At 68.7% G+C, this 24,985-nt stretch carries 25 protein-coding genes; 16 read left to right on the top strand and 9 right to left on the bottom strand.

Annotation, left to right across the window (positions count from 1 at the left end):
- The first annotated feature begins 49 nt into the window (after positions 1-49).
- From ACIA58_RS05205 to ACIA58_RS05160, 10 genes are all read left to right on the top strand, one after another.
- Positions 50-202, top strand: a complete 153-nt coding sequence (locus tag ACIA58_RS05205) for a hypothetical protein (protein WP_396402312.1) — start codon at positions 50-52, stop codon at positions 200-202.
- Between the two features lie 65 nt (positions 203-267).
- Complete coding sequence (locus ACIA58_RS05200; RefSeq protein ID WP_396402311.1) at positions 268-1,638, top strand: serine hydrolase domain-containing protein; 1,371 nt, start codon at positions 268-270, stop codon at positions 1,636-1,638.
- Positions 1,639-1,753: 115 nt separating this feature from the next.
- Positions 1,754-2,272 (top strand): flavin reductase family protein, encoded by a 519-nt coding sequence (locus ACIA58_RS05195; RefSeq protein ID WP_396402310.1) that lies wholly within the window; start codon positions 1,754-1,756, stop codon positions 2,270-2,272.
- 10 nt (positions 2,273-2,282) lie between these two features.
- Positions 2,283-3,314 (top strand): zinc-dependent alcohol dehydrogenase family protein, encoded by a 1,032-nt coding sequence (locus tag ACIA58_RS05190; protein WP_396402309.1) that lies wholly within the window; start codon positions 2,283-2,285, stop codon positions 3,312-3,314.
- Between the two features lie 199 nt (positions 3,315-3,513).
- A complete protein-coding gene (locus tag ACIA58_RS05185; protein WP_396402308.1) occupies positions 3,514-4,797 on the top strand; it encodes an ABC transporter substrate-binding protein in 1,284 nt (427 codons plus the stop codon).
- A 43-nt stretch (positions 4,798-4,840) separates the two neighbouring features.
- Positions 4,841-5,740 (top strand): carbohydrate ABC transporter permease, encoded by a 900-nt coding sequence (locus tag ACIA58_RS05180; RefSeq protein WP_130442823.1) that lies wholly within the window; start codon positions 4,841-4,843, stop codon positions 5,738-5,740.
- Positions 5,737-6,636, top strand: a complete 900-nt coding sequence (locus tag ACIA58_RS05175; protein ID WP_396402307.1) for a carbohydrate ABC transporter permease — start codon at positions 5,737-5,739, stop codon at positions 6,634-6,636. Before ACIA58_RS05180 ends, ACIA58_RS05175 begins: the two co-directional genes overlap by 4 nt.
- Positions 6,637-6,829: 193 nt before the next feature.
- A complete protein-coding gene (locus tag ACIA58_RS05170) occupies positions 6,830-8,458 on the top strand; it encodes a hypothetical protein (RefSeq protein ID WP_396402306.1) in 1,629 nt (542 codons plus the stop codon).
- A 55-nt stretch (positions 8,459-8,513) separates the two neighbouring features.
- Positions 8,514-10,292 carry an NHL domain-containing thioredoxin family protein gene (locus ACIA58_RS05165; RefSeq protein WP_396402305.1) on the top strand — a complete coding sequence of 593 codons (1,779 nt, stop codon included), beginning with the start codon at positions 8,514-8,516 and terminating at the stop codon, positions 10,290-10,292.
- Between the two features lie 142 nt (positions 10,293-10,434).
- Complete coding sequence (locus tag ACIA58_RS05160) at positions 10,435-10,683, top strand: DUF6458 family protein (protein ID WP_396402304.1); 249 nt, start codon at positions 10,435-10,437, stop codon at positions 10,681-10,683.
- A gap of 197 nt (positions 10,684-10,880) precedes the next feature.
- Here the strand turns inward: ACIA58_RS05160 and ACIA58_RS05155 are convergent, their stop codons facing one another.
- The 5 genes from ACIA58_RS05155 to ACIA58_RS05135 all read right to left on the bottom strand — a co-directional run bounded on the left by ACIA58_RS05155 (position 10,881) and on the right by ACIA58_RS05135 (position 16,956).
- On the bottom strand, positions 10,881-11,651 hold the full coding sequence (locus ACIA58_RS05155; protein WP_396402303.1) for a DUF4097 family beta strand repeat-containing protein: 771 nt from the start codon (positions 11,649-11,651) through the stop codon (positions 10,881-10,883).
- 113 nt (positions 11,652-11,764) lie between these two features.
- Positions 11,765-12,976, bottom strand: a complete 1,212-nt coding sequence (locus ACIA58_RS05150) for a hypothetical protein (protein WP_396402302.1) — start codon at positions 12,974-12,976, stop codon at positions 11,765-11,767.
- Positions 12,973-13,617 carry a hypothetical protein gene (locus tag ACIA58_RS05145; RefSeq protein WP_396402301.1) on the bottom strand — a complete coding sequence of 215 codons (645 nt, stop codon included), beginning with the start codon at positions 13,615-13,617 and terminating at the stop codon, positions 12,973-12,975. Before ACIA58_RS05145 ends, ACIA58_RS05150 begins: the two co-directional genes overlap by 4 nt.
- The gene (locus ACIA58_RS05140) at positions 13,614-14,831 is read right to left on the bottom strand and encodes a hypothetical protein (protein WP_396402300.1); all 1,218 of its coding nucleotides are present in this window, start codon (positions 14,829-14,831) and stop codon (positions 13,614-13,616) included. The genes ACIA58_RS05145 and ACIA58_RS05140 overlap by 4 nt, the downstream gene beginning before the upstream one ends.
- 265 nt (positions 14,832-15,096) lie before the next feature.
- A complete protein-coding gene (locus ACIA58_RS05135) occupies positions 15,097-16,956 on the bottom strand; it encodes an acyl-CoA dehydrogenase (protein ID WP_396402299.1) in 1,860 nt (619 codons plus the stop codon).
- 83 nt (positions 16,957-17,039) lie between these two features.
- Here ACIA58_RS05135 and ACIA58_RS05130 point away from each other — a divergent pair, with 83 nt between their 5' ends.
- Together ACIA58_RS05130 and ACIA58_RS05125 are read left to right on the top strand one after the other, a co-directional pair.
- Positions 17,040-17,558, top strand: coding sequence for a histidine phosphatase family protein (locus ACIA58_RS05130; RefSeq protein ID WP_396402298.1), 519 nt, complete (start codon positions 17,040-17,042; stop codon positions 17,556-17,558).
- 93 nt (positions 17,559-17,651) lie between these two features.
- Entirely contained in the window at positions 17,652-17,876 is a 225-nt protein-coding gene (locus tag ACIA58_RS05125) for a hypothetical protein (RefSeq protein ID WP_396402297.1), read from the top strand.
- Positions 17,877-17,921: 45 nt separating this feature from the next.
- Here the strand turns inward: ACIA58_RS05125 and ACIA58_RS05120 are convergent, their stop codons facing one another.
- From ACIA58_RS05120 to ACIA58_RS05110, 3 genes are all read right to left on the bottom strand, one after another.
- Entirely contained in the window at positions 17,922-18,836 is a 915-nt protein-coding gene (locus ACIA58_RS05120) for an endo-beta-N-acetylglucosaminidase H (RefSeq protein ID WP_396402296.1), read from the bottom strand.
- A gap of 152 nt (positions 18,837-18,988) precedes the next feature.
- Complete coding sequence (locus tag ACIA58_RS05115; RefSeq protein WP_396402295.1) at positions 18,989-19,816, bottom strand: hypothetical protein; 828 nt, start codon at positions 19,814-19,816, stop codon at positions 18,989-18,991.
- Positions 19,813-20,325, bottom strand: a complete 513-nt coding sequence (locus ACIA58_RS05110; protein WP_396402294.1) for a SigE family RNA polymerase sigma factor — start codon at positions 20,323-20,325, stop codon at positions 19,813-19,815. Before ACIA58_RS05110 ends, ACIA58_RS05115 begins: the two co-directional genes overlap by 4 nt.
- Before the next feature lie 132 nt (positions 20,326-20,457).
- Here ACIA58_RS05110 and ACIA58_RS05105 point away from each other — a divergent pair, with 132 nt between their 5' ends.
- From ACIA58_RS05105 to ACIA58_RS05090, 4 genes are all read left to right on the top strand, one after another.
- The gene (locus ACIA58_RS05105; protein ID WP_396402293.1) at positions 20,458-21,609 is read left to right on the top strand and encodes an anhydro-N-acetylmuramic acid kinase; all 1,152 of its coding nucleotides are present in this window, start codon (positions 20,458-20,460) and stop codon (positions 21,607-21,609) included.
- Positions 21,610-21,747: 138 nt separating this feature from the next.
- Positions 21,748-22,257: an AAA family ATPase gene (locus ACIA58_RS05100; protein WP_396403312.1), complete on the top strand. Its 510-nt coding sequence runs from the start codon at positions 21,748-21,750 to the stop codon at positions 22,255-22,257.
- A gap of 34 nt (positions 22,258-22,291) precedes the next feature.
- A complete protein-coding gene (locus ACIA58_RS05095) occupies positions 22,292-23,305 on the top strand; it encodes a MerR family transcriptional regulator (RefSeq protein WP_396402292.1) in 1,014 nt (337 codons plus the stop codon).
- The gene (locus ACIA58_RS05090; RefSeq protein ID WP_396402291.1) at positions 23,302-24,495 is read left to right on the top strand and encodes an MFS transporter; all 1,194 of its coding nucleotides are present in this window, start codon (positions 23,302-23,304) and stop codon (positions 24,493-24,495) included. The genes ACIA58_RS05095 and ACIA58_RS05090 overlap by 4 nt, the downstream gene beginning before the upstream one ends.
- Here ACIA58_RS05090 and ACIA58_RS05085 read toward each other — a convergent pair.
- Positions 24,462-24,905 (bottom strand): GNAT family N-acetyltransferase, encoded by a 444-nt coding sequence (locus tag ACIA58_RS05085; RefSeq protein ID WP_396402290.1) that lies wholly within the window; start codon positions 24,903-24,905, stop codon positions 24,462-24,464. The genes ACIA58_RS05090 and ACIA58_RS05085 overlap by 34 nt on opposite strands.
- Positions 24,906-24,985: the final 80 nt, after the last annotated feature.

The raw sequence follows: 24,985 nt of genomic DNA, 5'->3' as shown, positions 1-24,985 counted from the left end.
TTCGCACCCCAGTCCCGATACTCTCGGTTAGTTGAGAGCGTAACAACTGGTGGCACGGGGGATCTGGGGTGGAACTGGGGGGACCGTCGCGCTGGCCACGGGGGCCGGCGCGGCGACCCAGACCCTCGCCTTGATGGTGGCCGGGTTCGCACTGTTGTTCGCCGGACTCGCCCTACTGAAGTTGCTGCCCAAGCGTCGTTGAGCGGACCCTGATGCGGAAGGTATGACTGACACACCTCCATCCGCCGCCAGTCCAGGAGACCGACCGTGACCGAAAGCCTGAGCGAAGCACTCGCCTACTACGACAGCTGGCTGGGGTTCAACCAGCGCTATCAGCGGGTGCCTGGCATCCAGGTCGCGGTGTACGCCGAGGACGCGATCGCGTTCTCGGCGGCCTACGGGCTGGCGGACGTGGAGAACGACGTACCGCTGACCGAGCAGCACCTGTTCCGGATCGCGTCGCACTCGAAGACCTTCACCGGGACGGCCGTCCTCCAGCTGGTCGAGCAGGGCCGGCTGCGGCTGGACGACAAGGCGGAGCAGCACGTCACCGAGATCGTCGGTACGCCGCTGGGCCAGCGGACCGTCCGGGAGCTGCTGGCGCACGCCGGCGGCATCACCCGGGACGGACTCGACGCGGACTGGTGGCAGTTGTCCACCAGCTTCCCGGACCGCGGCGAGCTGCTCGAGGTACTGCGACGCGAGGCGTCGGTGGTGATCCCCGAGAACGACCGTTTCAAGTACTCGAACATCGGCTACGGCCTGCTCGGTCTCGTCATCGAGGCGGCGTCCGGTACGCCGTACAACACCTACGTCCAGACCGCGATCGTGGACAAGCTCGGCCTCGCCGGGCTCGGTCCGGAGCTGGACCCGGCGCGGCTGACGGAGTACGCCGTGGGCTACAGCGCGCTGGCGTACGCCGACCGGCGGGTCCCGATCGAGCATGTCGACACCCGGGCGCTGGCGTCGGCGACCGGATTCTTCGGCAACGCGCGCGACCTGGTGACGTATTTCTCCGCGCATCTGCCCGGCGACGACCGGCTGCTCTCGGACAAGTCGAAGCGCGAGATGCAGCACCCGTTGTGGACCACGGGCGCGGACGACAAGGCGCGGTACGGCCTCGGTCTCTCGGTGACGAAGGTGGGTGACCGGGACGTGTTCGGCCACGGCGGCGGGTACCCGGGCCACATCACCAGGACCCTGGTCGACTCCGAACGCCGACTCGTGGTGTCGGCGCTGACCAACGCGATCGACGGTCCCGCGTCGCAGCTCGCCGAGGGCCTCCTGCGGCTGCTGGACCTGGCCGACTCCAAGGACCGGGTCGAAGAAGCGGGTCTGGGCCGATTCACCGGCCGCTTCGCGAACCTCTGGGGCGTGACCGACTTCATCCTGCTCGGCGGCCGCCTGTACGCGACCGACCCGTCCGGAGCGAACCCGGCCGAAGAGCCCCAGGAGCTCGAAGCCGACGGCGACACGCTGCGGGTCACCGGCGGCAACGGCTACGGCTCGTACGGCGAGTCGTACCGCTTCACCTTCGACGCCAACGGCGAGATCGAGACCGTCCGCGGCTCCAGCGGCCTCACCCTGCACCCCATCGACAAGTTCACCCTGCCCGAGCGAGTTACCGTGGCCAAGTGACAGTACATATGCCGCGACTCCGTCGCGGCGGGTCATGGGGCTGTGACTCCCGGCCTTCCCTCGTCGCTCCGGTCGCTTCGCTCCCTGCGCTCCTCAGTCCAGGCCGGGAGGCCCCATGACCATCCACGGCGACCATCCGTTCCTTCCGCCGGAGTCCGAGCGGAGTCCGGTGCGGCGGTTTCGCGGGCGGTTGCCGTCGCCGGTCGGGCTGTGGACGACGGCGTACGACGGGAAACGGGCCGGGCTCACGGTGTCGTCGATGCTTGTGGCCGACGGTGAGCCCGGGTACGTGATCGGGCTGATCGACCCGGACTCGGACCTGTGGGAAACGTTGCGGGAGGCAAGGACCGCGGTCGTCTCGCTGCTCGGCGAGCCGCACATGCAGCTGGCCGACGCGTTCGGGTACGTCGCCCCGGCCCCGGGCGGACCGTTCCGGTTGATCGACTGGACGGACACCGCCTGGGGACCGGCGCCGGTCGGCGTCAGCACCTGGGCCGGCTGCACGCTGGTCGACCAGGACCCGCCCGAGATCGGCTGGGGCCTCCACGTGCAGCTGGAGATCGTCCACGTGGAGTTCAGCGGCGAAGAGCTCCCTACGCTGGTCCATCGACGCGGCCGGTACACGACGATCTAATGTGGGCCGTATGCGTGCCACAGTGATCCATGCGCCGTTCGACGTACGGCTGGAAGAGCTTCCGGACCCGAAGATCGAGGGGCCGGGTGATGCGGTCGTCAAGGTCGTTGCCTCATGCATCTGTGGCTCCGACCTCTGGCCGTACCGCGGCGAGCCCCCGGTGAAGAAGCCGCGGCCGATCGGGCACGAGTTCGTCGGCATCGTCGAGGAGATCGGCTCGGAGGTCCGCACGGTCAAGCCGGGCGACTTCGTGGTCGCGCCGTTCGTGGTGAGCGACGGCACCTGCCCGAACTGCCTGGCCGGCTACCAGACCGCCTGCCAGAACATCGTCGGCTACGGCCAGGGCAAGGCGGACGGCGGCCAGGGCGAGTACGTGAAGCTTCCGTACGCCGACGGCACGCTGGTCGCGACACCCGAGGTGCCGGACGACTCACTGGTGCCGTCCCTGCTCACGTTGTCCGACGTGATGGGCACCGGCTGGCATGCGGCACGCTCGGCGCGGGTCAAAGCCGGCGACACGGTCGTTGTCGTGGGCGACGGCGCGGTCGGCCTGTGCGGCGTACTCGCGGCCTCGCGGATGGGCGCCGAGCGGATCGTTGCCTTGTCGCGGCATGAGCCCCGGCAGAAACTGGCGAAGGAATTCGGTGCCACGGACATCATTTCCGAACGCGGCGACGCGGCGCGGGACGCCGTACTCGAACTCACCAAGGGCGTCGGGGCCGACGCCGTACTGGAGTGTGTCGGCACCGCACAGTCGATGACGACCGCGGTCGACGTCGCCCGGGCCGGGGCCACGGTCGGCTTCGTCGGCGTACCGCACGGGGTCGAGGTGCCGATCGGGACGATGTTCAGCCGCAATGTCGGGCTGAAGGGCGGCGGCGCGCCGTGCCGGGCGTACCTGACGGACCTGATGGCCGACGTCCTGGCCGGCGAGATCGACCCCGGCAAGGTGTTCGACTCGCAGATCCCGCTGGCCGACGTGGCCGACGGGTACGTCGCGATGCACGAGCGCCGTGCGATCAAGGTGCTGCTGCGGCCCTGATTATGCGCAACCCGACTGCGCACAGTGCCCTGTCCTGCGATGAATGTGCGCGCTCTCACACTGTCGAGGTGCGCGGGGTCACGGCTGCGCAACGCGACTGCGCGGAACGTTGACACCCGCCGGTAACCGTCCCAGAGTTGGGCCGTCAAGGGGGCATCGTTGTCACAGGCGGCTCCATCAACTGATCGGAGAGTGAATCATGCGTGGTGGTCTGAGTAAGACCCTGGCGCTGGTGGGTGCGGCGGGTCTTCTCGCGGTGAGCGCCTGCGGTAACAGCGACGACAGCGGCGGCGGCGGGGGCAACTCGTCCGCGACCAAGGACGTCACTGTCTTCACCTGGTGGGCCGATGGTGGGGAGAAGGCCGGCCTGGACGGCATGGTGTCGGTGTTCAAGAACGACTGCAAGGACTACAAGTTCGTCAACTCGGCCGTTGCCGGTGGTGCCGGTTCGAACGCCAAGCAGGTGCTCGCCAACGACCTGCAGGCCGGCAAGCCGCCGTCCACCTTCCAGGCGCACGCGGGTGCCGAGCTGAGCGACTACATCAACGCCGGCCAGGTCGACGACATCAGTGATCTGTACAAGGAGTTCGGCCTGGACAAGGCCTTCCCGCAGAACCTGATCGACAACCTGACCATCGACGGCAAGATCTACTCGATCCCCGCCAACGTGCACCGCGCCAACATGGTCTGGACGAACCCGGCCGTGATGAAGAAGGCGAGCCTGGACGCTGCAACGGCGCCCGCCAGCGTGGACGCGTGGATTGCCGACATGGACAAGCTGAAGGCCGCCGGCGTGAAGGCGCCGCTGGCCATCTCCAAGGGCTTCGCCCAGGAGATGGTGATGGAGGTCGTACTGCTGGCCGAGCTCGGACCGGACAGTTTCAAGGGCCTGTGGGACGGCAAGACCGACTGGGCCGGCGCGAACGTGACCGCTGCGCTGAACAAGTACAAGAAGCTGCTGTCCTACACCAACACCGACCGCGAGGCCGTCGACTGGCCGGACGCGCTGGGGTACCTGAACAAGGGCCAGGCGGCGTACTTCGTGATGGGTGACTGGGTCGCCGCGCAGCAACTGGCCGACAAGGTGCCGGACACGGCGTACACCTACTGGCCGGCGCCGGGCACGGCGGGCAACTTCCAGTTCCTGTCGGACTCGTTCGTGCTGCCGACCAACGGCCCGGACCCCGACGGCACGAAGTGCTGGCTGAAGACGGTCGGCTCGGCCGACGGCCAGAAGGCGTTCAACACGAAGAAGGGCTCGATCCCGGCCCGCTCGGACGCCGACCCGGCCGACTACCCGAAGTACCAGCAGTCGGCGATGGCGGACTGGAAGAAGGACAAGATCGTGCCGTCCTGCGCCCACGGTGCCGCGTGCACGCTGGGGCAGAACAACGACATCCTGTCCGCCCTGAGCCAGTTCAGCGGAAGCCAGGACGTCGCCAAGCTGCAGTCGGCGCTCGGCACCGCGATGAAGACGAGCTGATGCGGGTCGAGTTGCGGAACCGCTGCGAGACGGAGGACTGAGCGTGCACGGAAGAATCCGCACCTGGGGACCCGGTGCCCTGGTGCTGCTGCCGACCGTGCTGCTGCTCGGGTACTTCGTCTACGGGCTGATCGCGTGGTCCTTCAACACCTCGCTGACGGATCGGCACACCGGCCGTAAGGGCCCTGCGTCGTACGTCGGGTTCGAGAACTACGGGAACCTGTTCACTGAGGAGCGGTTCCTCAACTCGCTGAAGAACCTCGGCGTGCTCACGGTGGCGTTCATCGTGGGCACGCTGATCTTCGGGCTGATCTGGGCACTGCTGCTGGAGAAGGGCGTGCCCGGCGAGTCGGTCTTCCGGTCGGTCTACCTGTTCCCGATGGCGATCTCGATGATCGCCTCGGGCGTCGTCTGGGGCTGGTTGCTGAACCCGTCCCAGGGCGAGGACGCGCGGGGACTGAACCGGTTGTTCGAGATCCTCCACCTGCATTTCCTGGAGAATCCCTGGTGGACCGCGGGCAGTCGATGGACGACGATGGCGTCCATCGCGCTCCCCGCGGTCTGGCAGATGTCGGGCTACATCATGGCGCTGTTCCTGGCCGGCTTCCGGGGGATCCCGCCGGAGCTGCGCGAGGCGGCCCGGGTCGACGGTGCGTCGGAGTTCAAGCTCTACCGGCACGTGCTGTTCCCGCAACTGTCGCCGATCGCGCTGTCCGCGCTGATCATCCTCGGCCATATCTCGCTGAAGCTGTTCGACCTGATCTACGCGATCACCGGGCCGAACCAGTTCCGCACCGAGGTGCCGGCCATCCTGATGTGGAACACCCTGTTACGCAGTGATCTGGCCAAGGCGTCCGCGATCGGGATCGTCATGCTCGCGGTCGTCGCCGTACTCGTCATCCCGTACCTCGCGTGGACCGTCCGGCAGGAGAACGAGCAATGACCGCCGTCGAGGCCGCGACCGGCCACACTGCCGCAGCGATCCGCCAGAAGCCGCGCCGCGGTGCAACTGCCGACGGCACGACCCGGCGCAGCCGGACCATCCGCTATCTCCTGCTGCTGTTGTTCCTGCTGTTCGTGCTGATCCCGGTGTACGTCGTACTGATCACCAGCTTCAAGACCTCCGGCGACACCACCGCGGCCTCGCAGTGGAGCCTGCCGAAGACCTGGACGCTGGAGCCCTGGCGCAAGGCGTGGGACGTCCTCCAGCCGTACATGATCCGGTCGCTGTCGCTGGCGATCCCGGCCGCGATCATCTCGTCGCTGATCGGGTCGGCCAACGGATTCGTGCTGGCCCGCTGGCGGTTCCCGGGCGCGAACATCGTGTTCGCGTTCATCCTGTTCGGGATGTTCATCCCGTACCAGGCGGTGATGCTGCCGCTGCGTACGACGTTCACCGAGCTGGACGTGACCCGGGGCGTGCCGACGCTGATCATCGCGCACTGCATCTACGGCATCCCGATCTGCACGCTGATCTTCCGCAACTACTACGCCACGATCGTGCCGAACGAGATCATCGAGTCGGCCCGGGTGGACGGCGCCGGGCTGGTCCAGACGTACCTGCGGATCATCCTGCCGATCTCGATCTCCGGCTTCGTGGTGACGTTGATCTGGCAGTTCACCTCGGTCTGGAACGACTTCCTGTTCGCGCTGTTCCTGACCCAGCAGAACAACGGCCCGGTCACCTTGGGCCTGGCCGCGCTGGCCGGCGGCCAGAAGGTCGACTACGCCGCCAGCATGGCGGGCGCCCTGATCACGTCGTTCCCGACGCTGATCGTCTACATCCTGCTCGGCCGCTGGTTCATCGGCGGCCTGATGGCCGGCGCCCTCAAGGGCTGACCCCCCGCACCCCCGCACGCCCTCGCGCGACCCGAGCTCGCTCCGAGCCCGGGCCGCGCGCTCTTTGGGCACGCACCAACCATCTCGCGTCGCGCGAAGTGGTTGGTGGATGCTCAAGGTGGTGGAGGGGGTTGTCCACAGGACGCGCGCACGGGACTGCGGTGGACCGGCTCCGGACGGTAATCTCACGAAGGTGACCAAGTCTCCACGTGGACGGGACGGACGGCGCAGCCACTTGCGGCTCGTCGGCTCCGATCCCGGCGAGTCGCACGGGCCGACGGTGGGTGTCGATGTCGACACCACGCCGAGCGTCGCCGTGCTGGAGACCCTGCTCGAGACGCTCGCCCTCGACCTGGCCGCGGTGCCGGCCGCGCTGCATCCGGTGATCGCCGAGGCGTCGGTGGCCCGCTCGGCCGCGATGCTCGCGGACCAGCTCTGGCCGGCCGGGCGTCCGGACGAGATCGGCGAGGTGGAGCGGTTCTTCTGGGCCGACGCCGCGCGGGTGCTCGGCGAGCGCCGTGACCTCGAATCCTTCGTCCTGCTGACGAGTCTGGCCCGGACGGTCGGTCCGGCCGGGCGGCTGCCGTTGCAGCGGGCCCATGTCTCGCGCCTGCGGACGCAGGACTCGGTGCCCGAGTGGGTGACCAGGATCGCCGGGTTCCGGCTGACCAGCGCGATCGTGTCCGAGGACATCACCGGCGACGGCCTGAGTGTCGTGCTGGACTACGACGACGAGCAGCATCCGCACACCGTGGTGGTGTTCATCGACAACAACCTCGGCGCGATCGTGAAGGACGTGTTCGTCGGGCCGCCGGTGGACCGTGTGCTCGAGGCGTACCAGCGCGGCGGCCGGGTGACGATCCGGACCGTGCGGCCGTCGACCGCGGCCGGGATCATCCTGCAGGCGCTGGGGGAGACCCGCGACTACGACGATCCGCCGGTCAGCGAGGACTTCGAGTTCTTCACCGGCCTGTTGGTGAATCGGCTGACCCAGTTGCCGGAGCGCCCGATCCGCCCGCCGATCCGGGCGTTGCTGTCCCCGCGACAGCGCGACGGACTCGTCGAGGAGTTCCTCGGGTCCGCGCCGCCGTTGCCGGCTGACGCTGCGGACATCGCCCGCCTGTGGATCGACCACGCGGTCGACCACACCGTCGGCGGCCCGCTGCGCGTCAGCGCCGTGCTCGTCGAGCTTTTCCTTGCGCATTGGTTGCCTCGCAAGGTCCTTGCCGACAGCACGTATTTCGACGCGGTTCCCGTTGTGGTGAAGGCCTGGCTCGCATTCGCCGGTGAGCAGACACAGTTGCCGCTGGACGCCGTCGACGAGGCTGTCGACGCCGTGGACGTCTGGCAGCCCGCTCTGGAAGCCGCGGCGATGATCGACCCGGTCGGCTCGAAGCCCGGCGAGCGAGTCTTTCTCGACGACACGACGAACGACTTGGAAGACGCTTACCGAGCCCTGGCGGGCCTAGGTTCCCCACCCCAACCGGACCTCCGCGGCCTGGACAATTCCCAGGCCGCCACGCTTTCCGTCCTAGCCCCGCATGCCTGGCTGATGGCCGGCGAAACCCTGGGTACGGCGTACGCGCCGGACGCGTTCGACATCGCCGAGCGCCTGGTCCGCGACGCCCCCGACCTCCTGGCCAAAGCCCGCCTCTCCACCTGGCCTCGCGCCATCGTCTGGCTGCTCGCCCACCGCCACCGCCTGGTCGGCCCCGGCGAGATCCTCACCCCCTACGCCCTGGCCACCGACCTCTCCTCCTCCCCGGCAACCCTGCGAAAGACCGCCAAACTCCTGACGGACACGCTGATCCTGCCGCTCTGATCTCAGCCGCCGGGCCCGTGGCGGACCGTGTTGAGCGGCGGCGGACAATGGGGCCATGCATGTGCGCGCGCCGGAGTTGCGGGGTCGGGGTTGGTTGAACACGGGTGGTCAGGAGTTGTCGCTCGCTGACTTCCGGGGACGCTTTCTGTTGCTGGACTTCTGGGCGTTCTGCTGTATCAACTGCCTGCACGTGCTGGACGAGTTGCGGCCGTTGGAGGAGAAGTACGGCGATGCGCTGGTGATCGTCGGGGTGCACTCGCCGAAGTTCGCACACGAGGGCGAAGAGGCTGCGGTCCGGGCTGCCGTCGAGCGGTACGAGGTGGGGCACCCCGTGCTCGACGACCCGGAGCTGATCACCTGGCAGAACTACACCGCCCGCGCGTGGCCGACCCTCGTCCTGGTAGATCCGAACGGGTATATCGTCGCGCAGTACTCCGGCGAGGGGCACGCGCACGCGTTGGACGCCCTGCTCGCCGAGTTGGTGGCCGAGCACGAGGCGGCTGGGACCCTGACCCGCGGCAAGTCGCCGTACGTCGCGCCCGTACCCGAGCCCACCGACCTGCGCTTCCCCGCGAAGGTCGTTGCTCTAGACAACGGGTTGCTCGTCGCGGACGCCGGCAATCACAGCATCGTGGAGCTCGCCGCGGACGCGACCACCGTCGTACGGCGGATCGGGACCGGTGAGCGTGGTTTCGTCGACGGTGCCGCCTCCGTTTCCCGGTTCTCGGAGCCGAACGGGTTGGTGGTTCTGCCGGCCGACGTCGCTGGCCGCCTCGGGTACGACGTGGTGGTGGCGGACACCGTCAACCATGCGCTGCGAGGGATCTCGCTGTCCGATGGTCAGGTGCGGACGCTGGTCGGCACCGGCAAGCAGTGGATGGACGGTGACGGCACCGACGTACTCAGCTCGCCGTGGGACGTTGCGTGGTGGGGCGACAAGGTGTGGATCGCGATGGCCGGCGTACACCAGCTGTGGACCTATGACCCGTTCACACAGGTGACCGAGGTTGCCGCGGGTACGACCAACGAGGGGTTGAAGGACGGGCCGCTTGCGGAGGCATGGTTCGCGCAGACGAGCGGGCTCGCGGCGGACGGCGAGCGGCTGTGGCTGGCCGACTCCGAGATCTCCGCGCTGAGGTGGATCGACACTTCCGTGCACACTGCGGTCGGGACCGGGCTCTTCGACTTCGGGTTGCGGGACGGGAAGGCGAGCGAGGCGCTGCTGCAGCACCCGCTCGGGGTGACGGTTCTCCCGGATGGGTCGATCGCGATCGCCGACACGTACAACGGCGCCGTCCGCCGGTACGACCCGCGCGCCGAGGTGGTCGAGACGATGGCGACCGGGCTGGCCGAGCCCAGCGGTGCTGTTGTCGTGGGCAACGAACTGCTGGTCGTCGAGTCGGCTGCCCATCGCCTGACTCGCGTGCCGTTGGGCGCGTCGGCGATCGCGGACGAGTTCAGTACGCAGACTCAGCGCCCGCCGATGGACGTGGCGGCCGGCGAGGTCACGCTGGAGGTAGTCTTCACCCCGCCGCCGGGGCAGAAGCTCGACACCCGCTACGGCCCGTCCACCCGTCTGCTGGTCTCCGCGACCCCGGAGAGTTTGTTGCGCGAGGGCGCAGGCGACTCCACCGAGCTGGGTCGCCGGCTGGTCCTGGATCAACACGCCGGCTCCGGTGTCCTCCACGTCGCCGTACAGGCCGCGTCGTGCGACGACTCCGCCGAGGTCGAGTTCCCGGCGTGTCACATGCACCGGCAGGACTGGGGTGTCCCGATCCGTATCACTCCCGACGGGCCCGCGCGCATCGAACTGGTCCTGTCCGGAAGCAAGTAGTTTCTCGAGCCGGCCGTCGCCGGTTCGGGCGGTTTGGTGTGGGTACAGAGACGTGGTGGCGGAACAGACACTCGCCACGATGGGGTCCGGCGCCAGAACCGGGTAGCGTCGTAGGTGCAGAACGACTGACTGGGAGGCTCAGATGAGCATCGGTGTCGGGATCTTCTTGATGGTGGTCGGCGGCGTACTCGCGTTCGCGGTCCGTGACACCTGGGACGCGGTCAACCTGCAGGTCGTCGGCTACATCCTCCTGCTGGCCGGCCTCGCCGGTATCCTCCTCTCCTTCTACATCACCAACCGCCGCCGCCGCGTAGAAACCGACGCCATCGACCCGGCCATCGAAGAGGAATACCGCGTAGTAGAAGAACACCACCGCGACATCAAGGAATAACCCCCGCCCGGCTCCTGAGCCGCGGAGGCTGCACCCGGCCGCGCCGACGGCACACACCCATGCCGGCGACGAGCCAACCCGACCTCGGACATCCCACGGGGACCTTGAACAAGGCATAGCTTGTTCAAGGTCCCCACTGCCCGTGCCCAAGGGCGCCCGAAGCTGGCGCCATGGGGAGCGACTCGTAGCACCCGCGGTTAGCGGGATTGGAGTTCTATGTCGCCTGAGGTTGTGGTGGCGGTGATGGTGTGGGGGGCGTTGGTGTTGTTGCCGAGGTTGTCTTCGGTGTCGCCGGTGCGGGTGCTGGTGGTGACCTTGTAGTCGCCGGTGGGGGCGGTGATCTCGATGTCGCCGCTGCTGCCCTTGGCGGAGATGTCGTTGGGTTCGGAGAGTTGGAGTTCCATGTCTCCCGACGAGGTCTCGACGTTGACGGGGCCGCCCTTGAGGTCGGCGGCTTCGATGTCGCCGGAGTTGGCCTTGACGTCGAGTTTGCCGGTCAGGGCGCTGATGGAGACGTCGCCGGAGGTGACGTCGAGGTTCACGTCGCCGTCGATCTCGCGGAGTTCGACCTTGCCGGAGCGGGACTTGGCGTCGACGCCGGCGACGCCGGTCAGGTCGAGGTCGCCGCTGCCGTTCTGGCCGGTCACCTTGGTACCGCGCGGGACGGTGATCTCGAAGTCGGCGCTGCACTGCCAGCCGCAGTCGCCGTCGAGCTTGAGCACGCCGTCGTTCACGGAGTACGCGTCACCGTGCTTCCAGAACCAGTACTTGCGCTGCTCCTGGACGGTGGTCTTGTCGTCGTCGGACACCTTGATGGTGATGTCGGAGTGCTCGGCGTCGAGGTGCACCGCAGTGATCTTGTCGTCGATCTTGTGCGTGTCGTCGGAGTCCTTGTCCCCGAACTGCCAGAACGCCAGCCCGGCCGCCACCACCAGCAGGATCACGCCGAGCTGCTTGTTCTCCGCCATCGTCCGCCTCTTCTCGAGCCCACCCACGTTGTCGCCTCGACAGTAGGTGGCGCGGCCCGGTCCCAGGATCAGGCAGATCCCCCGACGTGTCCCTGAGCCTCACTCAGGGACGGTCAGCGGTGGAGCTCGCCGCGGGAGACTGCTTCGGCCAGGTCGTCGCCGGTGGTGCCGTAGAAGGTGCGCGCCCAGAGCGTGTCGTCGTACCAGTACGGCCCGTCGTCCCCGGGCAGCGAAGCCGGCGCGGTGCCGCGCTTGAGCGCGCGGCGGCAGTCGGTGCACAGCGGCAGGGTGAGTGTGGTGCCGTCGGCCTCCACCTGAGTGGGTTTGCCGGACGACCGTCCGTGCAGCGGGTTGAAGGCGCACAGATCCGGTACGGCGTCAGCGCGGCCCGTCGCCGCCACGTCGTACTCCCGGCGGGCCTTGTCCAGCAGCACCATCGCCCCGACCAGGTCCACCAACGACGTCGAGGAGTCGAGCACCTTCCCGGCCGCCGCGTGGTCGTCGAGGGCAGCCTGCTGATGCTGCAACCCAGGCCCCTCAGTAGTGGGCAACGCCGCCAGCTTGGTGCCCAGCGTCGTCAGCTCGGCCGTCGTGTCGCGCTCCAGCCGCCGGCGTCGCTCGGCCGCGACCGTCGCAGCGACATGCGGCGGGATCCGGAACGCCTTCGAACGTTCGGGCCCCCGGCGCCGCAGACCGATCACAAGCCCCAACAGAACCAGTACGACGAGCGCGCCGACGATCGACACCGCAACGACCCAACCATGCCCACCCGAGCCCGCATCGGGGGCGGAAGACCGCGTCGGCTCCGAAGTCGGACGAGGCGAGGTCGACGGAATTCCCGGCGCCGCCAGCAGCTCGTACATCCGGGCCAGTACCTCGGTCGGCCCCGCGTCGTACCCTTCGTCGTCCAGCGCACGCTCGCGCGCCGCCTGCAGCTTGTCCTCGCTGACCTGCGGCACGCCGCGCGCCTCGTACCACGGGAAGCGATCCCCGCCGTCGACCACGACGAACAGGCCCGGCTTGCGTAGCGCATCCATCACCAAGGTGAGCACCGTGCTCTCCTGGCCCTGGAACTCGTCGCTCGGCGTCAGCGGCAGGACGATCGTGTACACCGGATATCCGAGCGCCTTCGCCTTGGTCCGTACGTCGGCCCGCAGCTTCTCCGGCAGCGCCGACGCGTACGCCGGATCGATGTACAGCGGGTCCTTGGTCAGCGCGGTCGCAATCTCCTGAGCCCGCTCCGCCGGCGTCCGCGCCGCACTGGCCTCGGCCGGGACCGCGACCATCAACACCAAAGCCGCCAAGCAGCTCAAGAGGCCCTTCACGAGGTTCCCTTCCGACGTCGGGCGGCGATCGCCGCCACGATCAACACGAGTCCGGCGAGGATGCCGCCGCCGATCATCCCGAGCGCGCCGCCGCCGAGACCGTTCCCGATCGCCTTGCCGACGGTGAACCGTTCGTCCGGGTACGACGACTCCGGCTCGGTCGGCACTGGCTCGGTCCGGGCCGGCTCGGGCGAGTAGCGCGCGTCCAGCTCCACATTGGAGAGGTACGCCGAGAGCTGGGCGCTGAGCGTCTCGTCCTTCTCCCGCCATGTGTCGTCCGGTGCGTACGCCGCGACTTCGTGCGCGACCCCGTACGTCGTGTCGCCGTCCATCACGACGTACACGCCCGGCTTCCCGTTCGCGGCAGCCAACCGGCCGGCGAGGAGCGTGGCGTCGTCCTTCTCCGGGAACCAGTCCCCGGTCGGTACGACGGCAACGTAGACAGGCATCTTCGCCGCCGAGATCACCCGCAGCATCTCGTTGCCATCGGCAATGGAGACGAAGTCGGGATCGACGTACAGTCCCTGCTTCGCCCAGGCGGCCGTGGCCGCGGCGACCCGGGGATCCGTCGGCGTTGCCGCCCGGGCCGTGCCGGTGAGCGCGAAGACAGTTGCCAGAAGCAACAGTACGAGGCGCCTCATCGGACCGCGATCCGCTCGGCCAGGTCGTCGGACAGTGCGCCGAAGCCGGTCGCGACCATGGGGTTGTCCTCCGGGTCGAGCGTCCAGTACGGCACCTGCTTGCGGTCGTGACCGAGCAGCCCGGACTTGCTCCACACGCGCAGACCGATCGGCGTCCGGCCGCGCCGGATGACGCTCACACACGACTGGCACGCGGGTACTTCGACCTCGTCCTCCCAGTCGACTGTGGTCGTCCCGGGATTGTGCGTCGGGTTGAAGAAGCACGGCGGCTGCAGGGCAGCTCCCGAGGCGACGCGCTCGGCCTGCCGGGCGAGTACGAGCGCGCCGGCGGCCGCGAGCAGATCTTCCGGCTGATCCGCGCGGAGCGTCCGCGCCGCGTCCAGCCGGCGGTACGCGTCGTCGCGCTGGTCGAGCTGCTTCGTGGACTTGTTGCTGCGCTTGTCGAGCCGCTCGAGGGCCCGCTCGGCCTGCTTGATCTTGTCGTCCGCCTTGAGTTCCACGTCCCACGCCTCGATCGGTGGGTCGTCGTCGCGGCGCTCCCGCCGCACCCTCTTGGCGGGCCGCCGGCGGCGGAGGCCGAGGAAGAGAACCAGCGCGAACCCCAGCACCGCGCCGGCCCCGAGTCCGACGTACGCGGACCGGTCCTCCTTGTCCGTCACCGACAGACCGCCGTCACTCCGCGGCGGCTCCAGGTCACCGGCCGCCACCTGCGGGAGCGGGCGACCGTCGTACGCCGTCGAGGCCTGCTGGATCGTCCGGACGACCTGCGGCGCCGGGCGCTCGTTGACGACCTCGGAGTCCTGCTTGTCGTCGGCCCTGACGCTGTAGAGGTCGCGGCCACGCAGCCCGGCCGGCCGGAACAGCTCCGCGTTGTCCGACCAGTAGTTGTCGTAGACAACCGCGACGATGTACACACCAGGCTCGCCGATGCGCGCGTGCAACAACGTCGGCAGGTCGTAGCCGTTGGTCCGGATGTACGGCGACTGCGGCACGAGCGCGACGTACACCGGGAGACCCGCGGTGCGGATCGCGGCACGGATCCGGTCGAGCTCGGAGGCCGGCATCGTCGCCCGCAGTCGCTCGTCCACGGAGAGATGGTCGGTCCGCCAGGCCGCGGCGATGCGGTCGGGCAACTCCGGGGTATCGGCGTGCGCGGGCAGCACCGGCAGGAACGCCAAGGCCGCGACCAGGGCGCAGATGAGACGGGCGGACATCGCCGACAGCCTACGACCACCCGACCTGGACACACTCACACGGACGCCGCATCCCCCCAATTGGTTCCGGATCAGACAGGCCCTAGACGCGGCCCTGGCTCGGACAGGGGAGACCAAGCCAGGGTCGCGGTGTTGCAGGGCAGAAACGTTGCTACAACACCCCGCTGTACAACAGGGCAGATCGCGGGGCATCCCGGGGCAGATCAATCTGCCCCGAGCTGGAAACCTCCGGCTCGGACCGCGCAAGCACCCGAGCCGGAGGGGCTCAGAAGGCCGTCTCCGGCAGGTCCATCACGTCGAGGTCGGTGAGCTCGGCCTTGATCCGCTCGGCCCGGACCGACGGCATCGTGCTCCGGACGAACCATTGGGCGGCCGCGACCTTGCCGGTGTAAAAGTCCTGGTCAGCGGGGGAAAGCTCGCCGCCGAGCCGCTCCAGCGCGACCTCCGCCTGGCGGAGCATCAGCCACGAGCAGACCACGTCGCCGAGGACGAACAGCAGCCGCGAGGTGTTCAGGCCGACCTTGTACACGTTGCGCGGGTCGCCGTTCTCCGCCTGCGGGTTGCTGGCCATCAGGGCCTGCCCCATGATGCCCAGGATCTTCTGGGTGTCCTCGAGCCCCTTCGCGAGCAGCCCGCGCTCCTCCTTCAACCGGCCGTTGCCGGCCTCGGAGGCGACGAACGCCTGCACCTTCTCGGCGAGGTGGCCGAGCGCCGTGCCCTGGTCCTTGATGATCTTGCGGAAGAACAGGTCCTGGCCCTGGATGGCTGTCGTGCCCTCGTAGAGCGTGTCGATCTTCGCGTCCCGCACGTACTGCTCGATCGGGTAGTCCTGGAGGAAGCCCGAGCCGCCGAACGTCTGCAGCGACTCGGTGCCGAGCAGCGTCCACGACTTCTCCGAGCCGTAGCCCTTCACCAGCGGCAGCAGCAGGTCGTTGACCCGCTCAGCGAGGTCGTCGTGCTCGCCGGCGTACCGCGCCTGCTCGGCCCGGTCCTGGTACGTCGCCGTGAACAGCACCAGCGCGCGCAGCGCCTCGGCGTACGCCTTCTGCGTCAGGAGCGAGCGCCGTACATCGGGGTGGTGGGTGATTGTGACGCGCGGCGCGTCCTTGGCCGGCTGCGTCATGTCCGCGCCCTGCACCCGCTCCTTCGCGTACTCGAGCGCGTTCAGGTAGCCGCTGGACAGCGTGGCGATCGCCTTGGTGCCGACCATCATCCGCGCGTACTCGATCACCTGGAACATCTGGGCGATGCCGTCGTGCACCTCGCCGAGCAGCCAGCCCTTCGCGGGCACGCCATCGCCGAAGGTGATCTCGCAGGTCGTCGAGACCTTGATGCCCATCTTCTTCTCGACGTTCGTGACGAAGGCGCCGTTGCGCTCACCCGTCAGCTCACCGGTCTCCAGGTCGAAGTCGTACTTCGGCACCACGAACAGGCTGAGGCCCTTCGTACCCGGACCGCCGACACCGTCGACGCCCTGCGGACGGGCGAGCACCAGGTGGATGATGTTCTCGGTCAGGTCGTGCTCGCCGGAGGTGATGAACCGCTTGACGCCCTCGAGGTGCCAGCTGCCGTCCTCCTGCAGCGTCGCCTTGGTGCGACCGGCGCCGACGTCGGAGCCGGCGTCCGGCTCGGTCAGCACCATGGTGGCGCCCCAGCCGCGCTCGATGATGTGGTGGGCGATCTTCTTGTCCCGGTCGATGCCGTTGCGCCACAGGACGTGGGCGAAGTTCGGGCCGGCGGCGTACATGTGCACCGCCGGGTTGGCGCCGAGCACCAGCTCGGCGGCGGCCCAGCGCAGCGACGGCGGCGTCGGCTGGCCACCGAGCTCGGCGGGCAGCTCGAGCTTGAACCACTCGGCGTCCATGTAAGCGTGGTAGCTCTTCTTGAACGCCTCGGGCATCCGGACCTCGTGCGCCTCCGGGTCGAAGACCGGGGGATTCCGGTCGGCCTCCGCGAAGGACTCGGCCAGCTCGTGCTTGGCCAGCCGGTCGACCTCCGCGAGCACCTCACGCGCGGTGTCGACGTCCATGTCGGCGTACGGGCCCTGACCGAGCACCTTGCCCCGGCCCAGCACCTCGAGCAGGTTGAACTCGATGTCCCGCAGATTCGACTTGTAGTGACTCACAAGGTTCCCCTAAGCATTGTACTCACGAGTAACTTGAGTATATACCCGCCGGTAATGAAGGCAAAGCGGGTTAGCTGTGACCTGTGACCAGGCTGATATACGAGACCCACTCGACCACCGTCGACAACGAACGAGGGATCGCCACCGGGTGGCTGCCCGGTGAGCTGTCCGAGCGAGGGCGCAGCGAGTCGCGCGAACTGGGACTGCGGCGGACCGGCGTCGACGTGGTGTTCAGCTCCGACCTGCATCGCGCGGTGCAGACGGTCGAGTTGTCGGGACTGGCCGTCCCGCGCGCCCAGGACTGGAGGTTGCGCGAGTGCAACTACGGCGAGCTCAACGGTGCTCCGGTGGATGCGCTCGAGCCACGGGTCGACCGGGTCCACACCCCGTTCCCGGGCGGTCAGAGCTACGACGACGTGCTCGAGCTGACGCGGTCGTTCCTGGCCGACGTCAAGCGGTGGTACGCCGACGCGACCGTCCTCGTCGTCGCGCACTCCGCCAACCGCTGGGCGTTCGAACACCTACTGGGCAACGGCAAGCCGCTGACCGAACTACTCGTTGCCCCGTTCAACTGGCAACCAGGCTGGGAGTACGAAATCTGAACTCGGGAGGAACCGGCAACGACCTCTTCGCGTCCTAGGATCGCAAATCAGCAGGAGGTCGCGAAGGCCTCACACGTAGGAGAGGGAGCTGGCATGGCTTGGGGTAAGGCGAAGGACGACCTGGCTGCGGACAAGGCGTTGGCGGACCAGCGGAAGGTCGCGAAGGTCATCGACCGGCTTCGGACGAACGGCCAGACCGCGGCCGCGAACGCTGTGACCAACGGTGCGGGCCGCGCCGATTCGCCGGAGGTGCTGGAGGGCCGTGTGCAGGCCGCGGCGGACAACCGCAAGGGCAAGGGCGGCGGCCTCAGCAAGTGACTGAACGGGATGGCCGACCTGTGGGGGTCGGCCATCCCGTTGTTTTCAAGGTGTGTAGACCGTGGCGCTGCCGTACAGCTTCTGGGTGAAGGCGGTCATGTACGACGACGTGTCCGACTCGGTGAGGTTGTACGTGAGGAAGACGCCGTACCCCTCGCTGACCGTTCGCTGGGCCAGGCTCGCGGCGGTCGAAGAGCTGGTGTCGGTGTAGGAGATCGCGGCCGGTGAGAGGCGCGACTTCTCGCTCGGTCCGGCGGGGACGCCCCACGTGCCGTAGTACGGGTTCCAGGCGTAGTTGAAGGTCTCGGCGATGCTTTGGCCGTTGTAGGACAGGCGGTCCGCGGCCGGGCCGATGTCGTACAGCGTGATCAGCTTGTTCGGGAGCTTCGCGCGCAAGGCCTGGACCAGGTAGACGAACGAGAAGTCGTTCGGCTGGCTGGTGCCGTTGTTACCGTACTCGGCGTATTCGTCGTCGAAGTCGATGCCGTCCAGGCCGTACTGGTTGACCGCGTCGGCGAGCTGCTGCGCGAACGCATCCGCGGCAGCCTGGTTCGGGAAGTTCGCGAAGCCGGCGCCCTGGTGGTTGCCGAGGATCGACAGCAGGACCTTGATGCCCTTCTGTTGCAGCGGGCGGACCTGCGTGGCGACGTTGTCGAGCACGCTCTGGACCTGCTGGTTGAAGGACAGGTACGCCGCCGTGCCGTCGTAGTTGATGTTGGCCGCGAAGATCACCGCGATGTCGATGACCTGCGCACCGCCGTTCGCCAGCGTGTACTTGCCGGCGCTGAGCATGCTGTGGTCGTTGACCTCGATGTAGGCGACGGTGACCGGGCCGGTCTTCTGCGCCCGGCGGCGGCACGCCTGAGCCTCCGCGGGCAGCGCGGCACCGGTGGCGGCCGCGGCGGTGCCGGCGGCCAGGGCTGACAACAGGGTCCTTCGCTTCATGAGCTGTGAACTCATCCGATCGACTCCTCGTCAAAGGTGGGCGGATCGCTATATCGGTTAAGTACCCGTCGCCGCCTGGGCAATAACCAAGGCGGCGACTGGAGATAAACCGGTATAGCGACACCGATCATCGATCGGGGGAAACCCGGTGTCAAGAGGTCGGCAGGCTACCTCGCCGGGAGCGGACTGATGTATCCATGGGTGATCACAGCGGCCGGAACCTCTGCCACGGCGACACCGTCCGTGAAGACGAACGGCGTGGTTTTGTCGGGCGACAGGCCCCAGCCAAGCCGCTTGCCCATGCTGACGACGACGAAGAAGTTCGGCTTCCCGGGATCCCGGATCTCGAAGTAGGGGAAGCCGGTGTCGTCGTAGGGGACCACGAAGCCGGCGAACTTCGGCCGGCCCTGGTCGTCGTCGCGCAGCATCGCGACGGCGGTGTGGATGCCGTTGAACGCGTACTTGGTATCGCCCTTCTGGCGCGGCGCCTGGTAGTGCTGCACCACGATCGCGATCCGGCCGGCCGGCGAGTTCCCGGCCCAGTAGATCCTTGGTTCGCCGCGCAGCGTCGCCCAGATGTCTCCGGCGATGGGATCGATGAGGTGGCCGCGTTGCTTGACCTGTGTGTCGTGCCAGGTCGCGCGGACCTCCTTCAGGTACGCGCCGTCGCCGGCCAGGTCGCCGCCGGTGGACTTTGTCATCAGCGGCGCGTAGCGATCTGTCGGGTTCGGGGTGATCGGGTCGGTCCACTGCGTGGTGGTGGCCGGAGTCGGCGTCGCCACCGGCGGCTGGTCTGCCCGGTCGCGAACGCCAGATACGGCGACGGCCAGGACGGCGATCGCGGCGACGGCCAGCGAGCTCCCGGCGACTGCGGTCAACCGGAGCCGTCGCAGCCGACGAGCGCCGCCGACGCGGGCACGGTCGACGAGGTCCGCCGGGGCTTCGACGTCGTCGACGTCGGCGGTCAGCCGCTCCTTCAGCTGGGTCTCGGTCATCGCAGTCCCTCCAGGATCGCAGGTTCGGTGATCAGGCGGAGCCGGTCCAGGGCGCGCGAGGTCTGGCTCTTCACGGTGCCGACCGAGCATCCGAGGACCTCCGCGGTCTGTGCCTCGGTCAGGTCGTCGTAGTACCGGAGCACGATGACGGCGCGCTGCCGTGGCGCCAGCTCCTGCAACGCGGCGAGCAGCTCGCGGCGTACGGCGTACGCCTCGGAACCGTCCGGCGTCGGGCGGTCGTGGTCGTGGCCGTCGATCAGCGTGACCTCGGTCGGGCGGCGCTGGCGTTTGCGCCAGCGGTTCGCCGCCAGATTCGTCAGGGTCTTGCGGGCGTACGCCTCAGGTGCCCCGGTCCGGATCCGCGGCCAGTGGACGTAGATCCGTTCGTAGGTCTCTTGCACCAGGTCCTCGCCCACTCCCCGGTCACCGGTGAGCAGTACGGCGGTCCGCAGCAGCCGTGTCGCGCTGCCCCGGACGAAGTCGTCGAAGTCCTCGCCACGTGTGGCCATTCACCCTCCCCGATCCATCATCGCTCTACGAAGCAGAACACCGCCGGTACGCAGAGGGTTGCTTCCCGGGTTCGCGGAGCCGGGCGGCATGGACGAAACTGGAGGCTGCGACCGCCATCGACGGGAGTTGGTATGCGAGTGATCGGGCTGATGTCCGGGACGTCGTACGACGCGATCGACGCTGCTGCCGCGGATCTGCGGCTGGACGGCGACGTGCTCGTACTGACCCCGCTGGGCATGCTCAGCCAGCCGTATCCACCGGACCTGCGGGCCGCGGTCGCGGCCTCGTTGCCGCCCGCATCGACGACGGTCGAGCAGGTCTGCCGGCTCGACACCGGGATCGGGCAGGCGTTCGCCGCCGTGGCCCAGCAGGCGGTCGAGCAGCTGTGCGGTGGGTACGCGGACCTGATCGTGTCGCACGGGCAGACGGTGTTCCACTGGGTCGACGACGGGGCGGTGCGCGGGACGCTGCAGCTCGGACAGCCGGCGTGGATCGCGGAGGCGACCGGCGTACCGGTTGTGTCCGATCTGCGGGCGCGGGACGTCGCGGCGGGCGGACAGGGTGCGCCGCTGGTCAGCATCATCGACGTGCTGTGGCTGCGCGGGCGTCCCGGCGTACCGGTGGCGCTGAATCTCGGCGGGATCGCGAACATCACCGTCGTCCACGGCGAACCGGTTGCCTTCGACACCGGTCCGGCGAACGCGCTGATCGACGCCGTGGTGACGGAGCTGACCGGGCGCCCGTTCGATGCCGACGGGGTGATGGCGGCGCGGGGTCAGGTGCACGAGGAGCTGCTCGGGCGGCTGCTGGCGGAGCCGTACTACGCGCGGCCGGCGCCCAAGTCGACGGGGAAGGAGCTGTTCAACCTGGCGTACGTGGCGAAGGCGATGGAGGGGCTCCCGGAGGTCTCGGCGGAGGACCTGGTCGCCACGGTGACCACGCTGACCGCCCGGACGGTCGCCGACGCCGTACGGCGGTACGGCGGGACGGAGGTGGTCGCATCGGGAGGCGGGATCCAGAACCCGGCGCTGATGCACCTGCTGGCGGACGAGCTGGAGATTCCGGTCCGGACCACCGACGAGCTGGGTATGCCGTCGGCGGCGAAGGAGGCGTACGCGTTCGCCGTACTCGGGTTCCTGAGCGTGCACGGGCTCGGCGGGACAGTGCCGAGCTGCACCGGCGCAGCGCACTCCAGCGTCCTCGGATCGGTCACCCCCGGCCTGAGCGGACTACCCACGATTACCGGCGAGGCACGACCTCCCATGCGCCTTTTGGTGCAATGACCGCACTGAGTGTCGCGCGACTGGTCACGCTTGGCGCTGCTGCGCCCAGGCACGCCCCTCAAGCACCCCGATGCACGCACCTGGACACCACCATCGCTAAAGCGTGACCACTCGCGCGACACTAGTGCTGTGACGAGGATGTTCGTGGTGACAGGGGCACCTGGGTCGGGGAAGTCGACAGTGGTGCCGGAGCTGGTGCGGCTCAGCCCGGGGAATCTGGTCGTGATGGACATGGACGAGCTGCTGGACGACAACGGACGGCTGCTCGGGATCGACATCGCGAGCCCGACCGCGGCGCCGATCTGGCCGGCGTACAACGCGCTCTGGTTGCGGATCACCGAGCTGATCCGGCGGTCCGGCATTCCGGTGCTGCTGCTCTCTCCGCTGCTGCCTGCCGAGCTCCCCGAGGGCCGCTGGCTGCACCTCGACTGCCCCGACGCCATTCGCCGCAAGCGCCTCGCGCTCCGCGGCTGGGCCGAGGACCAGATCGCCGACGCCCTCGCCGACGCGGCCGAGCTCCGGACCCGTGTCCCGCGCTCCGTCCGCGGCGACCTCTCGCCGGATCGCGTGGCCCGCGGCATCCTCGACTGGATCCGCGGTGAACGCTTCGGCAAGACCCTCAGCCTGTGGGGCCGGCTCCGGAGTTGACCTTCGAGTTGCTTCAGGGATCAGGGTCGGGCCCATGAGGCTGACGATCAGTGAGTTTGCGCGGGTGGTGGGGCTGGCGCCGAGTGCCCTGCGGTTCTACGACGACTGCGGGGTTCTGCAACCCGCGGAGGTCGACGCGGCGAACGGCTACCGGTACTACGACCGGTCCCAGCAACCCCGAGCCCGCCTGCTCCGCGACCTCCGCGAGATCGACCTTCCGCTCCCCGAGGTCCGCATCGCACTGGACGCCGACCCGGCCGACGTCGCGGAGCTGGTCCGCGCCCACCTGCGCACGCTGGAAGCCAAGTCCACCGCCACCAGGACAGCCGCCAACCGGCTGCTCACCCAACTGCTCTCGCACCGAACAACCGCGGTACTGGGAGGCCCTGAGCTGGCCAGCGCGATCCGCCAGGTAGCACCGACCGCGGCCGCGACGGATGAGTACGCCGGGCTGGACTGCGTGCTGATCGAGTTGTCGCCCGACGAGATCACGTTCGTTGCGACGGACCGGTATCGATTGGCGGTGCGGACGGTTCGGCCAGTGGAGTTCGGCGGGGTGGCCGGGCGGGTCTTGGTGAGGGCGGACGAGCTCGCGCGGGTCAGTCGGTGGGCCGCGGCGGGGGACGTCGTACGCGTGGAGGTTGACGGCGGGCTCGTGCTGGTGCGGGGCGACGAGTCGCGTGAGTTGGCGGTGGTTGATGCGGAGTATCCGGCGTACCAGCAGATCCTGGACGGGTTGACGCCGCCGGTCTGCCGGGTGGTGGTGGATCGGACCGGGCTGCTGGACGTGCTCGTCGGGCGGGATGTTGTTGCCTTCGACATCGACTCTGAGAGCCTGCGGATCGGTGCGGAGGCGAAGCTCGACGCGATCGGTTCGGGTTCGGTGCGGATCGGGTTCACCGCGAGTATGCTGGCCGCCGCGCTGGAGGCGAGTGTCGGGCCGGACGTGCTGCTCGAGATCTGCGAGCCCAGCCGCCCGGTCGTCGTACGGTCGGCTGATCAGGGCACGTTCACCACGCTCGTCATGCCTGTCCGGCTGGACGGGTGAACCGGGCCTACTACGGCTGGCTGGCAGGCTCCACACTCTCGGTCCTCGGCGACACGGCGCTGTTCTTCGCGCTCGGCTGGGCGGCGACGGGCATCGGGCCGCGGGTCGCCGCGCTCGTGCTGACCGGATTCACGCTGCCCCGCGCCGTACTCCTCCTGCTCGGCGGCGTCCTCGGCGACCGGATCGGTCCGCGCCGGCTGCTGCTCGCGTGCGGCGCGACCGTCGGCACCGCCTGCTTCCTGCTGGCGGTCGCGGTCGGGATCCGCGGGAGCTCGGCCGGTCTGCTGCTGACGATCGCGGTGGTGGTCGGGACGGTCGACGCGTTCGCCCTTCCGGCCGCGGGCGTGCTGCCGCGACTGTTCGTGCCCGACGATCAATTGCCCAGGGCAATGGCTCAGCGTACGTCGGCCACCCAGCTCATCACGCTCGCGGGCGGACCGCTCAGCGGGCTGCTCGTCGCGACGATCGGGCTGATCGGGGCACTCGTGCTCGACGGGCTGACGTTCGCGGTGCAGTTCTTCGTACTGCTCGTGCTCAGACCGCCGTACGACGTGAGCCCTACGCAACGTGATCGCCAGTCCGTCGTCCGCGAGGCCCTGGACGGATTGCGGGTCGCCGTCGGAGATCCCGTACTGCGGATGGTGCTGGCCGTTGTCGCGCTGGTCGCGGCGTTCGTCCTACCGGTGACGTCGCTGTGCGTGCCGCTGCTGGCCCGCTCGAACGGTTGGGCGGCCGGCCAAGCGGGATTTGTTGTGGCGGGCAACGTTTGCGGCGGGCTGCTCGTGACGGTCCTCGTCGCCCGCTTCGGGACATTCGACCGCCCCGGCCTGACCGGCGGTATCGGCTGCCTTGTCGCCGCGATCGGCATCGCGGCCCTCACGGTCGCACCGTCGGTCCCGCTGGCCGTCGGCGCCACCCTCACGCAGGGCGTCGGCGTCGGACTCTTCACGTCACACCTCGCGCCGGTGTTCGTCCGCAGTACGCCGCGATCCCACCTGACCCGGCTGCAATCCCTGCTGTCCCTGGTCCAGACCGTCCCGCTGATCGCGTCGACGAACCTCCTCGCCGCCCTTGACATCCACCACGCCCTGCCCCTCGCCGCCGCCGCAACCGCCCTCGCCGGCCTCACCCTCCTCCGCGTCGAACCAGGACGGGACTACTTGCCGAAGTCGATCTCGAAGGTTGGGTAGTCGGGCTGGGGGCACGGTTGGCCGTGGTAGCCGAGGGCCTCGTAGAACGGCGCGGCTCGTTCGTGGTGGCCCTGCCATTCGAGGTGGCGCACGCGGGTGGAGGCCCAGTCCGCGACCGCTTCCATCAGAGCGCGTCCGACTCCGGTCCGCCGGCGCGTCGGCAGGACATACAGATCGTGCAACCGCCCGTGGTGCCGTCGGCCTGCCCGTAAGTGCGTTCCGTAGTTCTGTACCGCGGCGTACCCGATCAACTCACTGCCGTCGTCGTACCCCAACGCCACCCAGAGCGGATCCCCGACCAACTCCTCGAAGTACCCCCGCGACTCCACCTCCGAGAACTCGGTGCCGAAGCCCTTCACCAACGGCCACAACCCGGCCCAGTCGTCCAACGTCAACTCACGCACGCCCATCACCCCACCCTCCCAGGCCCAGCCGTCCGCAGGCCTGTGATTTCTGGGTTCGTAAGACAAACGTCGACTCTCCCGCCTGA

This window comes from Kribbella sp. NPDC051586 (genome assembly GCF_044453965.1).
Lineage (GTDB): Bacteria > Actinomycetota > Actinomycetes > Propionibacteriales > Kribbellaceae > Kribbella.
The sequence above is the reverse complement of the archived record's forward strand: the minus strand, read 5'-3'. Positions and strand labels throughout refer to the sequence as shown.

Coding starts and splice junctions, on each gene's coding strand:
- ACIA58_RS05105 (WP_396402293.1), top strand. CDS start 20,458: ATGCGAGTGATCGGGCTGATGTCCGGGACGTCGTACGACGCGATCGAC.
- ACIA58_RS05160 (WP_396402304.1), top strand. CDS start 10,435: ATGAGCATCGGTGTCGGGATCTTCTTGATGGTGGTCGGCGGCGTACTC.
- ACIA58_RS05100 (WP_396403312.1), top strand. CDS start 21,748: ATGTTCGTGGTGACAGGGGCACCTGGGTCGGGGAAGTCGACAGTGGTG.
- ACIA58_RS05110 (WP_396402294.1), bottom strand. CDS start 20,325: ATGGCCACACGTGGCGAGGACTTCGACGACTTCGTCCGGGGCAGCGCG.
- ACIA58_RS05185 (WP_396402308.1), top strand. CDS start 3,514: ATGCGTGGTGGTCTGAGTAAGACCCTGGCGCTGGTGGGTGCGGCGGGT.
- ACIA58_RS05190 (WP_396402309.1), top strand. CDS start 2,283: ATGCGTGCCACAGTGATCCATGCGCCGTTCGACGTACGGCTGGAAGAG.
- ACIA58_RS05120 (WP_396402296.1), bottom strand. CDS start 18,836: ATGAGTTCACAGCTCATGAAGCGAAGGACCCTGTTGTCAGCCCTGGCC.
- ACIA58_RS05115 (WP_396402295.1), bottom strand. CDS start 19,816: ATGACCGAGACCCAGCTGAAGGAGCGGCTGACCGCCGACGTCGACGAC.
- ACIA58_RS05145 (WP_396402301.1), bottom strand. CDS start 13,617: ATGAGGCGCCTCGTACTGTTGCTTCTGGCAACTGTCTTCGCGCTCACC.
- ACIA58_RS05140 (WP_396402300.1), bottom strand. CDS start 14,831: ATGTCCGCCCGTCTCATCTGCGCCCTGGTCGCGGCCTTGGCGTTCCTG.
- ACIA58_RS05175 (WP_396402307.1), top strand. CDS start 5,737: ATGACCGCCGTCGAGGCCGCGACCGGCCACACTGCCGCAGCGATCCGC.
- ACIA58_RS05155 (WP_396402303.1), bottom strand. CDS start 11,651: ATGGCGGAGAACAAGCAGCTCGGCGTGATCCTGCTGGTGGTGGCGGCC.
- ACIA58_RS05195 (WP_396402310.1), top strand. CDS start 1,754: ATGACCATCCACGGCGACCATCCGTTCCTTCCGCCGGAGTCCGAGCGG.
- ACIA58_RS05165 (WP_396402305.1), top strand. CDS start 8,514: ATGCATGTGCGCGCGCCGGAGTTGCGGGGTCGGGGTTGGTTGAACACG.
- ACIA58_RS05125 (WP_396402297.1), top strand. CDS start 17,652: ATGGCTTGGGGTAAGGCGAAGGACGACCTGGCTGCGGACAAGGCGTTG.
- ACIA58_RS05095 (WP_396402292.1), top strand. CDS start 22,292: ATGAGGCTGACGATCAGTGAGTTTGCGCGGGTGGTGGGGCTGGCGCCG.
- ACIA58_RS05085 (WP_396402290.1), bottom strand. CDS start 24,905: ATGGGCGTGCGTGAGTTGACGTTGGACGACTGGGCCGGGTTGTGGCCG.